The organism is Picosynechococcus sp. NKBG15041c (genome assembly GCF_055380235.1).
In genome coordinates this window covers 1849650-1862537 of record NZ_AP040363.1, presented here as the reverse complement: position 1 = coordinate 1862537, position 12888 = coordinate 1849650, and the positions used below count along the sequence as shown (strand labels likewise).

Below are 12888 nucleotides of genomic sequence, written 5' to 3'. Positions count from 1 at the left end.
TTTATTGATAAAATGAAGATGTAGATCGATTATTTTTCAATAAAAAAACCATCGAGTTGCTAAATGCAGAACAGGTTATTTTCTGGTCAAGCTAACAGCTATTTTGAGAAAAACTCTGTGACATTCAACTGGAAATTCAATATCGGTCATGGGCTAATTAAAAATGATTGGTAGTCTGTTGGCTGGCGTAATGACCAATGAGCTTATCCGATGGGGCTTCTATCTCTAAAAATTTTGTGGAACGTCTTTCTACTCCAAGTTTTCGATGTGGGAGAAGACAAATGAAAACTCAATATTCCGCTTATTTTCATTGGCCAACAGCGTTTCTCAGTGCCTTGATTTTGAGTCAGGGGGCTGCCATTGTCCCGGCCAGAGCTTTTGAGCTAAACCAAAACTTATTCTTAGATGGGATAACCAGTGAACTATCGATTCCTTCTAGCTTGGAGTTAGCTCAAGTTCCTGCCCAGTCTTGCGGTGCCTATGGTCTATCTTTCTATGGCCCCCTAGAGTCGACACCATACCAAAGCATCCTTGATGGTGGGTCGCTAAATCCTGGCCCAGTGTATGTTATTTTTTCAACGATTACCCCCCAAGCACGCCCCACTTGGACCCAAAATAATGGCACCTGGGAGGCCGCTGGTCCTTTTGAGCTACGGGGTGGAAAAGGCTATCTACTGGAATTTGGGCCTCAAACCCGCCAGGTCCGGATGATTGAAGGCCCACTTCCCTACTATGTTGAAGGAACGGCTAGTTGGGTACAGCTTCAAAATACGGACACTTTCCGCAATAGCTATGCTTACTGCATTATTCCTGCCCATCAGTACACTGGCGCTGGTCAACACAATTCGCCGACTGCGTCTAATAGCTGGCAAGGAACCCTAACCCCAAGTAGTCAGGTTTTTAATGATGGCACTTTTTATAACAGCCATTCCTTTACAGGCCAAGCTGGGGAGACGGTGGAAATCACCTTAGAAACCCAAGACTTTGATGGGCTGTTGATTTTAGTTAATCCCCAAGGGGAGTGGATCAATTTTGTCGATGAATACTGGAAAGGTGATCCGGAAACTATCACGATGCAGCTACCGGCTACGGGTCAGTACACGGTCATTGTCAATAGTTATGAAGCGGGAGAAACGGGAAATTATACGCTTACACTCCGCAAATCTGTCGGCTAGGGAACCTACTGATTTTTTCCATGACTTAGTGGCGAAAAAATTAAATGTTGCACCTAGGGCACTGGGTTCTCCTGGACTGACTGCATTGATTTCATTCTTTGGGTCACCCTTGGATACATGCTTTATTTCAGGTCTGATTTGATTGAGTAGATGGTTTTGAGTTTCCCGTTGCGTTTGGTTTTATTGCTATGAATACTCCTCATTTTTGTATGCAGTGTGGTGCCGCGCTTCCCCCTGGGGCTCACTTTTGTGAAGTTTGCGGGAGTTCGACGACACCTACCACCGCCTATCCAGCCGCGCCACCATCGTCCTCTACCGTCACGGAGCATTTCGTCTCACCGCCGACACCACAAAAATCAGGTGTGAATTGGGTTGTGGGTTTAGGGGTTGTGGCGATCGCCGGATTAGGTATTTTTTTCTTGAGAGATTCGAGTCAATGGCTAAAACAAATAGGGCTACCCCAGGGGAGTACACCCCAAACGCAGCCGCCGGCGATAAACCGATAACGCCAACTGCTGACCGGGGAGTCGTTGGCTTAGATGATTTTGTGGGTCACTGGGCCGCTGTGGAAGTCGAACCTGGGGACAATGCAGATGTTCTAGTCCTTTATCGGGAGGGAGAGAACATCGTGGCCGATATCGAAGGCGATCGCCTGGAATTATCAGACCTTAACGGGCGCGTGCTCTCCGGTTATCTATGGAGCCCCTACGAAGATCTCCCGACCCCTGTAAGTGCTGCCTTAAATGAAGATAAACAGCAGGTTACGTTTACCGTTAGTCCTCCCCAGAGCGAACCAATGGTGGCAGTGGCTCGGCGGGTCCAAGCAGAAGTACCCATAGCCCCCGTGGCGACGCCCATTAGCCAAGTTATCACCGGGGCGATCGCCATCGAACAAGTGACCAATTTGCCGGACGTAGCTGCCTGGCAAGAAATGGTCAGAGTCAACGCCCCCCAAAATACAACTCACATTGTTCTCGTCGAAGAAAGGCCCACGAGCTATCTCATCCATGTCTTTGAAACAGTGAATAACTCCGGAGAATCGAGTCATACGTCCACTTACAACTGGTATGAAGTTGACCGTCAAACTGGCGAAATTTCTCCAATGTTCTATGTAAAACGAATCCCAAGGATTGCTGGCTGCCTCACCTAGTCTAGGGGAGAATCTTGAATTGTATTTTGGCTGAAATGCTCAAACAAATCATAGGCCTCATCCCGATGGCGACGTGGCACAGGGATCCGGAGCATATAGCCCTGTTCCCCCGCCTGGGAAGGATAACTCAATTCAAAACATAGACAAGGGGCAGCGGTACTTGTCGCTGGGCGGAGACTAACCTGCTCTAAGCTGAGACCCAGTTCGCCCCAATGGACGAAGTTTCCCCGAAAGTACACTGCACTCTCGGCGATCCACACTTCCCCTGGCCGGAGGCGATCGCGCTTAAACCTGAGCCAAGGCAGGCCATAAGCCAAAGCTGTTACCAGGGCAATCAGAGCTAGCATTACCACAAAGACGATAAAACCCGCCTCTGGGTCAAAGAACCAAAAAGCACCGCCGATCAACAAAGCCCATGCCGAGATGATAAATACCAGTGGTAATTTTTCGTTGATCTGCTCTTCCCGTTCAGTGTCAAGGTACTGGGCCCATTCGATTGCCTCATAGGTCCAATGGGCGAGGAGATTTGTCCCGGTGATAACGCGATCTAATAAAACGGCATTGCGCCAAACAATAAGAAGTGTCACCAGGGCAGAAATAGCGAGAAATAGGGCGCCAAAAATAATCGCAAAGCCCCCATCCATGCCGTCAAGCTGAATCAGTGCTGGTAAAAACATGAGGGCGATCGCCCCAAGTAAGACCATCCCAGAACCTTGCACTACCCGATACAAAGGATTAGGCATTGGTTGTGAGTTCATTGTTATGCACCAATTCAGGAGATGATGATTCTCATGCAAGAGGTTTGTCCCCATTGATCAATCTCGATCATGGGTCAATATCCCTGATCCTGACTTCATTTTAGTGATGCCAATTGGGGCCGATTTCTGACCGTATAGATATTGATAAATTTCGCCTTACTTCTTTTCAAAAGCATCACAATTTATGACTGGAATGAAAAAGAGTACCCGGTTAGTTTCTCGGAGATGTCCCACAGGTCTTGGGCGATCGCCTCATCTTGCGCTTGGCTAGTCATAGACGCTTTCCCCGGCGGACCAGATGTTTCCCCAAATCCCTGGGGTCCGTAATAATCTCCCCCTTGGGCTGTGGGTTCTAAGGCGGCCATCAAGGTGGGCAAAGCTCCCTGGGGCACAGAATGGGCCATCAAGGGTAAGAGAGTAAAACGCAGTATGTTCGTTAAGAATGCTGGCATATAGCGTCCTAGCTCCGTTGGTGCAAGACCTGGGTGTGCCGCTACTGACAGAATCTGTTTTCCTTGGGCGGTGAGGCGTCGCTGTAGCTCCAGGGCAAAAATCAAACAGGCTAGCTTACTCTGACCATAGGCTGCCGTCGCTGAGTAACTTTGTTCCGATTGCAAATCTTGAAAATTGATTTGGCCGAATTTGTGGGCGTTGCTGCTGAGGGAAACTACCCGTGATTCTGGGCGATCGGGCATGAGATCTAGCAAAAGACCTGTTAGTAAAAAATGTCCAAGATAATTCACACCCAATTGACTCTCGAAGCCATCCACCGTTTGGCTATAGGGCGGAAACATGATCCCGGCATTGTTAATGAGTAGATCTAGGGTTTGATGGTGCTGGCGGTAGCTGGCCGCAAAAGCTCTCACTGAAGCCAACTGACTCAAATCCAAGGGCATTGTTTCCAAGGTTGCAGTGGGCACTTGCGCCAAGATTTGCGTTTTGGCAGTGTTGGCTTTGGCGTCGTCACGGCAGGCCAAAATCACGGTGCAACCCGTTTTTGCTAAACCGAGAGCTGTTTCGAAACCCAAACCGGTGTTGGCACCAGTCACGATCGCCTTTTTGCCACTTTGGGACGGCATGGTGCTGAGGTCAAAGGTCATCCAAAAATATCTCCATGAAGTTCTACGGGAAAGGAACCGGTTCAACGTCGATTGTAACGGGTTGAACTTCTGGAGGGCGGGGATCGAAGTGGGTGTGGGGCGAAAAATCTGCCAGGCGATCGCAACCCATAATTCCTTGACCAGCTGCCATTAGCGCAGGGTCTGGGTGATAAGTCCGTAAAAAGTTAGTCAATGCAGTTTCAAGATTGTCATAATCGATTGGTCGTTGCCAGAGCGCCTCATTCAAAATCGGCACTAAAAACACGAGAAAATCCCGGGTGACAACGACAGCCATTTGGGTTTCATCCTTTAAGCAGGCAAAACTTTTGACTAAGCGGCCATTTTCGTGGATTTCACAGTCCGCCTGACCCCGGTTCCAGATTTGATCATCCACCACTAGAGAACCGCCGCCAAAATCTTTCTCAAATGGAAAATGGGTATGGACACAGCCCACCGTCAAACCGGTTTCGAGGTTACGACCCAAATAAGCCAAGCGATAACTACAGACATCTTCAATTAACCACGTTTCTGAATGCCGCTTGGTGTGAGCTTTAGAAAAAGAATCCTGCAAAGTATGGAGGGCTGCCCCGACAAATTTCAGTCCTGTCTGTTTACGTTGACGACGCTCAGAAATCATCGATTCAGGCAATGGGCTGGACTCTGCGGCCATAGCCCTAACTGCTTCTAGAACCGCCTCTTTAATAAAATTTTGAGATAGGGTGCAAGAAGTGTGAGCACTCACAGCTTCCTCTTTGCCTATTCCCAGATAATTACGGGTGAAATTCATTACTTGGGTATAGTTATCGTCATGACGTACCATCCCAAGAAATATTGCCTCCTGTTCTACCCTAGGAAGTTGATCCCACGCTTCCCCGAGCAAAATTTGCAGTAGTTGTTCCCCAAAGGCCCGATTTAGCCCCGGGAAATCGACTAAGGTATTCCCCTCGAACAAAGGATGCGCCAGATAATCAATATTGCCCAATGGTGTGCCATAGAAATGGCGAATCAATGGATCATCATTATTCTGAAGCTGCTCTAAAGCGAAGAGGGTGAGGTATTCATGACCGGGGATGAGATGAGTCATAAAAGCCTCGGCCCGACTCCCCCCAAGAAGAAAAATACATCCCACACTCCCAATGAGTTGCTGGCAAAATTTCATATTTTTAGAACGAAATGTTAATCCCCTGGGTCATGATGTAGGATGTTGCCCTAATCTTGTTCTGATTCTTCTTCCACAAAAATACGCTCTGGTTCTCCTGCAACATGAACACGAAAAACGATGGCTCGTCCGCCCTCTGGTCCTCCTTCGGGTGCATGGGGCGCATAGGGGGGAATCACTAGGGTATCCCCGGCTTGGAGCAGTTGGTCTGGTTTTCCAGTTTCGATATGGATTACGGAGCCTTCGAGCAGATAAATAAATTCTTCACCAGGATGGTAATGGAGGGGCAAGCTGCTCCCTGGGGGAATGATTACATCGGAAATAATAACCTCTAAACCATCGGCGATCGTCACTGGAGCCCTTAACATTGTGTTTGGCCCAGGGGGAAGCGTTGGCATCGTGGTTTGCTGGGCTATTTCATGCTCGTGCCCCCCATGATCAACGGGATGGGCGCTGAGGACTGTTTGTTGCGAGATCGTACTGGCGATCGCCAGGGTGCAGCTAGCTAAAACATGAAAACGAAGGTTGAGCATCATATTTCACTTTCTTATAAAGCCAATGGCCACAAGATAAAGGAAAATTATCCTCCCATCGAGCAGTGTAGAAAGAAAATTAATGTTTATTCATGAATATTTCCTTGTCAGAGGTTCCGGAAGCTCACAACGATAAAGCCAGCTCCACATAATAAACCGATAAATCTTGGTAGCAATCCTCAATCTTTCGTAAACAATAGCCCATAAAGTTGATTCTCCAAAAAATGAGGGGATTCAACATGAATAGTCCTAGATGAGAAATTCTCTGTTAGACAAAGGCTGTATTCCTAAACCCTCGGGGTATTTTGGATTCTAATCAATCTTATTTAGAAAGCTTATTTTAAATTCACTGAAAACAATTGATTTCTTAGGAAAACAAAATCGAACGATCCATCCATAAAAAATACTTGTGTTCGTAACAATTGTTGATATGTACAGTATAAATATAAAAAAGATGATAAAAAGTAAGATTATTTGTCTAAAGTTGTCTATCGACAAGGTAATCCGAATTACACAAGCATGGCGGCCAAAAAGTCAATCACATTATTTTTAATGGTCTTTTTTCTGGGATATTCAGGGGTCAAAAAAACCATAAGTATAGCGGCAGTTTATCCTCCAAAGACTAGCGTTTCATATCAAGGCATTCAATCAAGATCTTCACAACAGCAATCATCAATTATTGAAAGTCCACAAAACAATAATGAATTAAAGCAAAATTTTTTACGTGAAACTTTAGACTACGGGGTATTCCCCCAGAGAGTATTTTTTTTGGGGTATTCTGAACCCCATGAATTAGAGAAAAAAATACCTAATCATGAAAAATCCGAATTTATTTCCCAAGCAATCCTGGATTCAGGCTTATTTAATGATAGTCAAATAAGTCCAGAGCAAATAGAATTTAGGGATGGGCTTGTTCCTGATCTGCCAATTCAACAAAATTCGGAAGAACAAGATACAGAAGCCCTAGGGCAAGATATTCGAGAAGCAGTTGCAGAATCTGAAAATATTAATCGAAGAAAAGAACTATTGCAACGATTTATGTTGCGTTCTCTAGATATTAGCTCTCAAAGATATCCATTTTTAATTGACCCTACCGATAATATCACCTTCGAACCCACTCAATTTAATCCTTTTAATTTAGAGAACTATGGACAGCTTGATATTCGGAGCGATGAAAGTGACTTTATTATAGATAAAGCCACCTATGGCTTCTTTCCACAAGAAAGTCAATTTTATTGGACTCTTCCTAATAATAGAATTATATTTGAAACTAAAGGTTGGGTTGGGGGAATTCAGTATCAGGGGCAGACAACTGGTATTAGAGAAACCCGTGATTTTCGCCAAGAAATTTCATTTTTTGGCTTACAAGCGGTTTGGAATATCCCAAGAATTCGCGAGGATGGATCTAGCACAGCAGATGTGCTACCAATTGAAGAATTACGTCAAGCAGATATTGCAGCATTTGCTGCTCAGGTGACATCTAATGAAGGCCTTTTGGGTCAAGTCATTATTAATAGTGGCATTGATTTCAACAGCCCTAATGTCATTGATATTAGTGAAATTCTAAATTCTCCACCAGGATTAGGAGAAACATCCACTAACTCTACACAAGGCGGAAATAATTTATTTGAAGGCTTAGAAGATGAACGAACACCAATTATTTTACAAGGCTTTCCCACGAGTAATCTCAGTAAATTATTGGATGGAGATGTTGATTTACGAGAAGGTGCATTCATTCCCCGAGAAAATTTAACAAATACAGGGATTGTCTTTGGTGATCTGCTTACAGGAGAGAGCACTACCATTAACTTAGAATTTACCTCTGTACCAGGGGTGAAGTTTGCTCGTCCCTTCGATGACTTTGAAAATCTTGATCTGCTTAATGTTTTAGTGAATCCAGATTTAACTGGCAAAGAATATGAACGTCGCTATTTAAACTCTTTACTATGGAATGGGGTACGACGTAGTCCGCGTCTTGAAAATTCAAGAATTTTTAGGGAGTTTACAAATTGGTATCAAGGGTATGTTAGTCGTCCTCATAAGCGTGCTGCCATCACCTATCATCCAGAAGAACCTGCCGCTACCTTTACCGAAATCTTTGCTAATCCTGGCCTTGCTTTTGCGGTAGGCGATTGGGGAGATGAACTCGATGACATTCAGTCTTTAAATATGACAACTGGCCTACTTTTGGGAGGAGTTTTTGAAATAATTGATGATAATGGTGTTCGAGATTCATTAAACACAGCAAAAGATATTTTTGATCAAGGAGGGCTTCCTGCTGGTCTAAATACAAAAGCTACGCCTCAAGAATTACGAGAACTTGGTTTACGCTTGGATAAAAGTCTTTTGTATGCTGATTTTAATACAAATATCGCACAAACATCAGGACGATTAACCTTCAATAGCCACACAACACCCCAGAGATCTGGGTTATGGCAGATCCGCACTGGCCTTTATCCGCGACGAGTACAAGTTACGCAAGAGCAGCAATTAAGCTCAACGCCAGGACAACCTTTTTTTTCCGAAGTTGATATCTCGCAATTTGGAAAACTCACTTTTATTAGTGTTCCCTCACCAGAAGATCGCTTGTTTGAAACACCAGGAGAAATGGAGCAAACAGAAGTAGCTTCTAGCATTATTTCTGATACGCCGCGCACAACATTTGGGACTCAGATTATCTTAACAACACCCAGTGGGCAACAATTTGTACAAAGCTTGACGACAGACTCCACTCAATTTAGTAGTTTACCAAATGCAATTAAAACATCTGACATCGCTTTTGATCGGATTAATATTGCTCAAATAGATCGAATTGAATCTCTAACCTCTATTTACGAAGGCACCACTTATGTTCCGACAGTGGAGCTAGCTTATGCTGCTTCTTCTGGTCTCTGGTACTACAACTTAAATGCCGGTATTTGGGCTACATTCAATAATCAAACAGCCCCTGGTATCAGAGAAAAAATCATTGAGAATAATGAGCCGACAATTGGTGGTTATCTAAGAGGTTTTGCTAATGCGATCCAGGAAAAACCAATCATTAATGAAAGCTCTATGACAGTAGGAGTAAAAAACTATGGGCCGACGTTACGCTTTAATACAGACACCCAAAGACGCTTTAATGTAACTCTAGGTTATGAGTATAGTGAGCAACGATCTAGGGTGGGCTGGACTTTGCGGCCAACATTATTCTATTCCCAAGGCGATCGCAGCACTGACGAAAATAGGAATTTACAAAATTGGGTGGGGCTATTAGATGGGCAGATCGGTTGGCGGTCAGGTTTAAGTATTATCAATCGTTTGGAAATCGGTGAGCAGATTTTTACGAGCTTAGTGGCAAGACAAAGGCTCACCCAAAATATTTCAGCGGGTATTTATGCGCAAAATTTTAGTAATAGAATCTCCGGTCTAGGTCAGCGTACAGATGAATCCTCATTAGGGCTTATTTTACGTTACGATTCGACAAGAAATAGAACCTCATTTTATGAGGGTAGAATTGGAACAAGTGACACTGGTTTGAATTTTGAATTTCGCAGTCGATTTGTTTTTTAATTAAAATAAAAAAGAGACATTAATTTTAAATCATGTCTCTTTGTCTCTTAAATATTGAGCTTTTAGAAGGTAAGAATTACCTCCAAATACCTAGGAAGGTTTCCTATGGAATTGCGCTGAGGAGGCCAGCAGCAATATTGACATCATTGATATCAAAGCCTAAAAGCGCTTCGATATCTGTGATATTGCCATTAGCAGACAAGCCTTCAAGATATCCACCTTCAGATAAAGCCTGGAATATAGCGTTCTTCGTGTCGGTAGTTAGGTTGGGATTATCAAAAACGGTAGCGATAACCTGCTCTAAAGAAGCTCCCCCCTGGGTCGCCTCCAGGATGGCATATTGGAGAATACCATCAATATAAGGAGCAAGTTCTGCTGCGGTAACACCATTAGCCAGGACGATGGAAGAATTTCTCACGTCTTGGGAGACAAACTCTGCATATTCGAGGAAATCAGAGAGAATAACGGTCGGATCAAAGGAACCAGTCAACTCAACATTTGCAACGACAAAACCATCATTTGTCACAGTGATTGGTGCAACCGCTGCAATATCCAAACAAACAGGATTTTCTGCTGGTGTCAGAGAAGTTAAATCTCCTGCACAGATACTGTTAGCTGTAGCTAATGTCCACTGAATTTCATCAAGATTTACACCAGTACCATCATTTAATTGGTTGAGCTGAGCAATAGTTTCTTGAATTTTAGGGGCACCACCAACAACAGTGAGATTATTTTGTGCAAGAAAGGCAGCTAAACTACCAATACCAGTGGCACCAGGTACTTCTGGGGGGGGGACTAATCCTGTTGTCGTTCCTGGATTGAGAATGTTGCCATACAGAGTATTACCAACATTAAACAGTTGGCCAACATCTAGTGGACGATAGCCCAAGTTAAGCTCAGCAGAGTTAAATCGACTGCCAGGGCTATCTAGTTCTAAGGCATAGGCAGAGATTGCATCACCACCAGAAACAAAAACTGCGGCACCGGAAACGGTATCAGCAACAGCTGGGTTGTTTACTAGGAGGGAAGCCGTGGCAATTGTTGTAGTACAACCTAGGAGTTGAAATACAAGTTTTTTCATTGGGGAATGTATTGATGATGGGTGAATAAATCTAGGCTGATGGAGCGAACAAATAGATTAGAGTATTGAAGCTAATCAGTGTGTTTTGCGCTAGATTCCCCGGAATATTAACAGATTTTCTAGAAATATGAAAAAGAAAAATATGAAATTTTGTTAAAGTTGAAGGGTGATATTATCATTTTTATATGATTACTATTTTAGTAAATCTTTTTGTATTTCTGCTTACCTTTAGCGGTTTTAAACAGCTCAAAGTTAATGTTGGGTATTGTTTTGAACTGCTCTACTCAAATTTGATAGTGATGCTTAACACTGAGCATTAAAGTCCCGGAGCCAGAGTCTGACGGCCTGACCGATAGAACCTTGGGAGGCGTCCCGGGGGGGGTTAGCCGGTTCATTTGGATCGGTATTGGCGAGACTAGAAAGCACCTGAGCGATCGCCCAACCATTTTTTGTCGGGGTGAGAAAAAGCCAGTAGTAGTTTTCAAAACTAATCCGGCGGGTACGGGCATACTGATTTTCGAGGGTGGTGAAGAAGATTTGTTCAGTGGTGTCGGCGGTCGCGGCGGTAAATTGGCGGTTACGCAAGGGTAAGGGGCGCAAGTCACCCATGCTGGCAGTAATGATATAACTCCAGCTGTCTTCACTGCGGTTGAGGTTGCGAGCTCGCTGGATCACCCGGTTACCATAGCTGGGTAAATCTTCGAGGAGTTGTGCTGTAATTTCGGGCAATTCGGCATCACAGGCAGGCAGGGCGATCGCCTGGGTTTGCCCAAGGCTAAAAGTAGCCAACACAATAGCGAAAAAACAGCGCTTCATGGAAATCTGGGGGAATTTGTTTCAGTCTACCAAGGAAGGCGAACCAGAAAGGGGAGCCGCTGCCGACTCCCCAGTTTTTTAGTTGGCGGTTTCGGCCCAGGTTGCGGCCCAGGTAAGAATTTCCTGCACGGCCTCTAAGTTTTTAGCTTCACAATAAAGGCGTAGAACTGGTTCAGTGCCACTAAAGCGAACCAGGAGCCAACTTTGATCTGCCAAGCGGAACTTATAACCGTCCTTCGTATCGCAGTGGATGACCTCTCGGTTGGCGATCACCTGGGGCGGTTCCGTCGCCAAGATCTTTAATAGGCGATCGCGGCTGGAAAAATCCCGTAGATGCAGATCGATGCGGTCGTAGGCAGCGTAAAAATTGGCCTTGTTCTGGAGAGTTTGATACAGATCTCCCAAATCCTGATCGAAAGTGGCGATCGCCTCCAGGAGATACAACGCTGCCAGCAACGCGTCCCGCTCCGGAATATGGTGGCCATAGCCAATGCCCCCAGATTCTTCCCCACCGAGGAGCACCTGGGTCGCTTGCATCCGTTCGGCAATGTATTTGTAGCCGATGGGGGTTTCAAAGACGGGCAAACCATAAACTTCACTCAAGCGGGGGATCAAATCAGAACCGCTGACCGTTTTCACCACTTCCCCTGGGTAATGGCGATTTTGGGACAAGTGCGCCAAAAGAATCGGGATCAGCTTCTGGGAGCTGAGGAACTGGCCATCCCCAGATACTGCCGCAATGCGATCGCTATCCCCATCGAACACAAAACCCACCTGGATTGCCTTTGGATTTTTGTGATGGGCGGCGCGGATCGTCCGTTGTAATTGAGATAAATGCTTTTCTAAAGGTTCCGGAGGCCGACCACCAAAGAGAGGATCCGGCTCGCAGTGAATTTCTTGGACCGTTTCATTGAGTAACTGGGTGAGTCCCCCCGCTGCCGCGCCATACATCACATCGGCAAAAACCTGCAATCTGCCCTGGGCGATCGCCTGACGAATTTTTTCTAGATCCACCAATTGTTGCAGGCCCGCACAATAATCTTGCCAAGGGTCAAAGTATTCTAAACTGCCGGAATTTGACGCGGTTAGTGTTTCATTGGCGTCTAAAAGGGCTTCAATCTGAGCCGTGATCGCCTCCGAAACCGACCCCCCAAAAGCACCCTTGACCTTGAGGCCCAGATAACCCGCTGGGTTATGGCTAGCGGTTAAGGCGATCGCCCCCAGGGCTTTCTGGTAATGGGCGGCATAGCTCAGGGCTGGCGTTGGCGCAAAGCTATTGGCCAACAATACCCGGAATCCCGCTTTCTGGATCGCCTCGGCGGCGGCTAGGGCAAATTCATCGGCGAGAAAACGGCGGTCATAGCCCACGATAATAGTGTTATCTACCGCTTGGTCAGCAAAATTTTTCTGCAAAATCTGGGCCGAGGCGATCGCCACCCGTTGCACCCGCTCAAAGGTGAAGTCCGCCGCGATAATACCCCGCCAACCATCTGTACCGAACCGAATCGGCTGATTACTTCCAAACGCCAACACTCGATCTGCCTCACAAACTTAAACAATATTC

General features: G+C 45.5%; 11 protein-coding genes. 4 read left to right on the top strand and 7 right to left on the bottom strand.

Annotated features, from left to right (window positions below):
- The first annotated feature begins 281 nt into the window (after positions 1 to 281).
- The 3 genes from ACZ45B_RS08940 (at position 282) to ACZ45B_RS08930 (ending at position 2325) form a co-directional block, all read left to right on the top strand.
- Positions 282 to 1175 (top strand): hypothetical protein, encoded by an 894-nt coding sequence (locus ACZ45B_RS08940; RefSeq protein ID WP_024546541.1) that lies wholly within the window; start codon positions 282 to 284, stop codon positions 1173 to 1175.
- A gap of 188 nt (positions 1176 to 1363) precedes the next feature.
- Positions 1364 to 1681: a zinc-ribbon domain-containing protein gene (locus ACZ45B_RS08935; protein WP_071990958.1), complete on the top strand. Its 318-nt coding sequence runs from the start codon at positions 1364 to 1366 to the stop codon at positions 1679 to 1681.
- Positions 1612 to 2325, top strand: coding sequence for a hypothetical protein (locus ACZ45B_RS08930; RefSeq protein ID WP_024546540.1), 714 nt, complete (start codon positions 1612 to 1614; stop codon positions 2323 to 2325). Before ACZ45B_RS08935 ends, ACZ45B_RS08930 begins: the two co-directional genes overlap by 70 nt.
- Here ACZ45B_RS08930 and ACZ45B_RS08925 read toward each other — a convergent pair.
- The 4 genes from ACZ45B_RS08925 to ACZ45B_RS08910 all read right to left on the bottom strand — a co-directional run bounded on the left by ACZ45B_RS08925 (position 2322) and on the right by ACZ45B_RS08910 (position 5878).
- Positions 2322 to 3068, bottom strand: a complete 747-nt coding sequence (locus ACZ45B_RS08925) for a hypothetical protein (protein WP_024546539.1) — start codon at positions 3066 to 3068, stop codon at positions 2322 to 2324. The two genes, ACZ45B_RS08930 and ACZ45B_RS08925, sit on opposite strands and share 4 nt — an antisense overlap.
- 197 nt (positions 3069 to 3265) lie before the next feature.
- The gene (locus tag ACZ45B_RS08920; protein ID WP_024546538.1) at positions 3266 to 4183 is read right to left on the bottom strand and encodes an oxidoreductase; all 918 of its coding nucleotides are present in this window, start codon (positions 4181 to 4183) and stop codon (positions 3266 to 3268) included.
- Between the two features lie 22 nt (positions 4184 to 4205).
- The gene (locus tag ACZ45B_RS08915) at positions 4206 to 5342 is read right to left on the bottom strand and encodes a hypothetical protein (protein WP_024546537.1); all 1137 of its coding nucleotides are present in this window, start codon (positions 5340 to 5342) and stop codon (positions 4206 to 4208) included.
- Between the two features lie 50 nt (positions 5343 to 5392).
- On the bottom strand, positions 5393 to 5878 hold the full coding sequence (locus ACZ45B_RS08910; RefSeq protein ID WP_236612495.1) for a cupin domain-containing protein: 486 nt from the start codon (positions 5876 to 5878) through the stop codon (positions 5393 to 5395).
- 516 nt (positions 5879 to 6394) lie between these two features.
- Between ACZ45B_RS08910 and ACZ45B_RS08905 the strand changes: the two genes are divergently transcribed.
- On the top strand, positions 6395 to 9427 hold the full coding sequence (locus tag ACZ45B_RS08905; protein ID WP_464674856.1) for a hypothetical protein: 3033 nt from the start codon (positions 6395 to 6397) through the stop codon (positions 9425 to 9427).
- Positions 9428 to 9530: 103 nt separating this feature from the next.
- Here the strand turns inward: ACZ45B_RS08905 and ACZ45B_RS08900 are convergent, their stop codons facing one another.
- From ACZ45B_RS08900 to ACZ45B_RS08890, 3 genes are all read right to left on the bottom strand, one after another.
- Positions 9531 to 10508 (bottom strand): hypothetical protein, encoded by a 978-nt coding sequence (locus ACZ45B_RS08900; protein ID WP_024546534.1) that lies wholly within the window; start codon positions 10506 to 10508, stop codon positions 9531 to 9533.
- Between the two features lie 303 nt (positions 10509 to 10811).
- On the bottom strand, positions 10812 to 11324 hold the full coding sequence (locus ACZ45B_RS08895) for a hypothetical protein (protein ID WP_024546533.1): 513 nt from the start codon (positions 11322 to 11324) through the stop codon (positions 10812 to 10814).
- Between the two features lie 78 nt (positions 11325 to 11402).
- The gene (locus tag ACZ45B_RS08890) at positions 11403 to 12854 is read right to left on the bottom strand and encodes a phosphoglucomutase/phosphomannomutase family protein (RefSeq protein WP_024546532.1); all 1452 of its coding nucleotides are present in this window, start codon (positions 12852 to 12854) and stop codon (positions 11403 to 11405) included.
- Between the last annotated feature and the right edge of the window lie 34 nt (positions 12855 to 12888).

Excerpts from the sequence above, each read along its gene's own strand:
- ACZ45B_RS08905 (WP_464674856.1), top strand. The coding sequence starts at position 6,395 with ATGGCGGCCAAAAAGTCAATCACATTATTTTTAATGGTCTTTTTTCTG.
- ACZ45B_RS08920 (WP_024546538.1), bottom strand. The coding sequence starts at position 4,183 with ATGACCTTTGACCTCAGCACCATGCCGTCCCAAAGTGGCAAAAAGGCG.
- ACZ45B_RS08900 (WP_024546534.1), bottom strand. The coding sequence starts at position 10,508 with ATGAAAAAACTTGTATTTCAACTCCTAGGTTGTACTACAACAATTGCC.
- ACZ45B_RS08925 (WP_024546539.1), bottom strand. The coding sequence starts at position 3,068 with ATGCCTAATCCTTTGTATCGGGTAGTGCAAGGTTCTGGGATGGTCTTA.
- ACZ45B_RS08930 (WP_024546540.1), top strand. The coding sequence starts at position 1,612 with ATGGCTAAAACAAATAGGGCTACCCCAGGGGAGTACACCCCAAACGCA.
- ACZ45B_RS08915 (WP_024546537.1), bottom strand. The coding sequence starts at position 5,342 with ATGAAATTTTGCCAGCAACTCATTGGGAGTGTGGGATGTATTTTTCTT.
- ACZ45B_RS08895 (WP_024546533.1), bottom strand. The coding sequence starts at position 11,324 with ATGAAGCGCTGTTTTTTCGCTATTGTGTTGGCTACTTTTAGCCTTGGG.
- ACZ45B_RS08935 (WP_071990958.1), top strand. The coding sequence starts at position 1,364 with ATGAATACTCCTCATTTTTGTATGCAGTGTGGTGCCGCGCTTCCCCCT.
- ACZ45B_RS08940 (WP_024546541.1), top strand. The coding sequence starts at position 282 with ATGAAAACTCAATATTCCGCTTATTTTCATTGGCCAACAGCGTTTCTC.
- ACZ45B_RS08910 (WP_236612495.1), bottom strand. The coding sequence starts at position 5,878 with ATGATGCTCAACCTTCGTTTTCATGTTTTAGCTAGCTGCACCCTGGCG.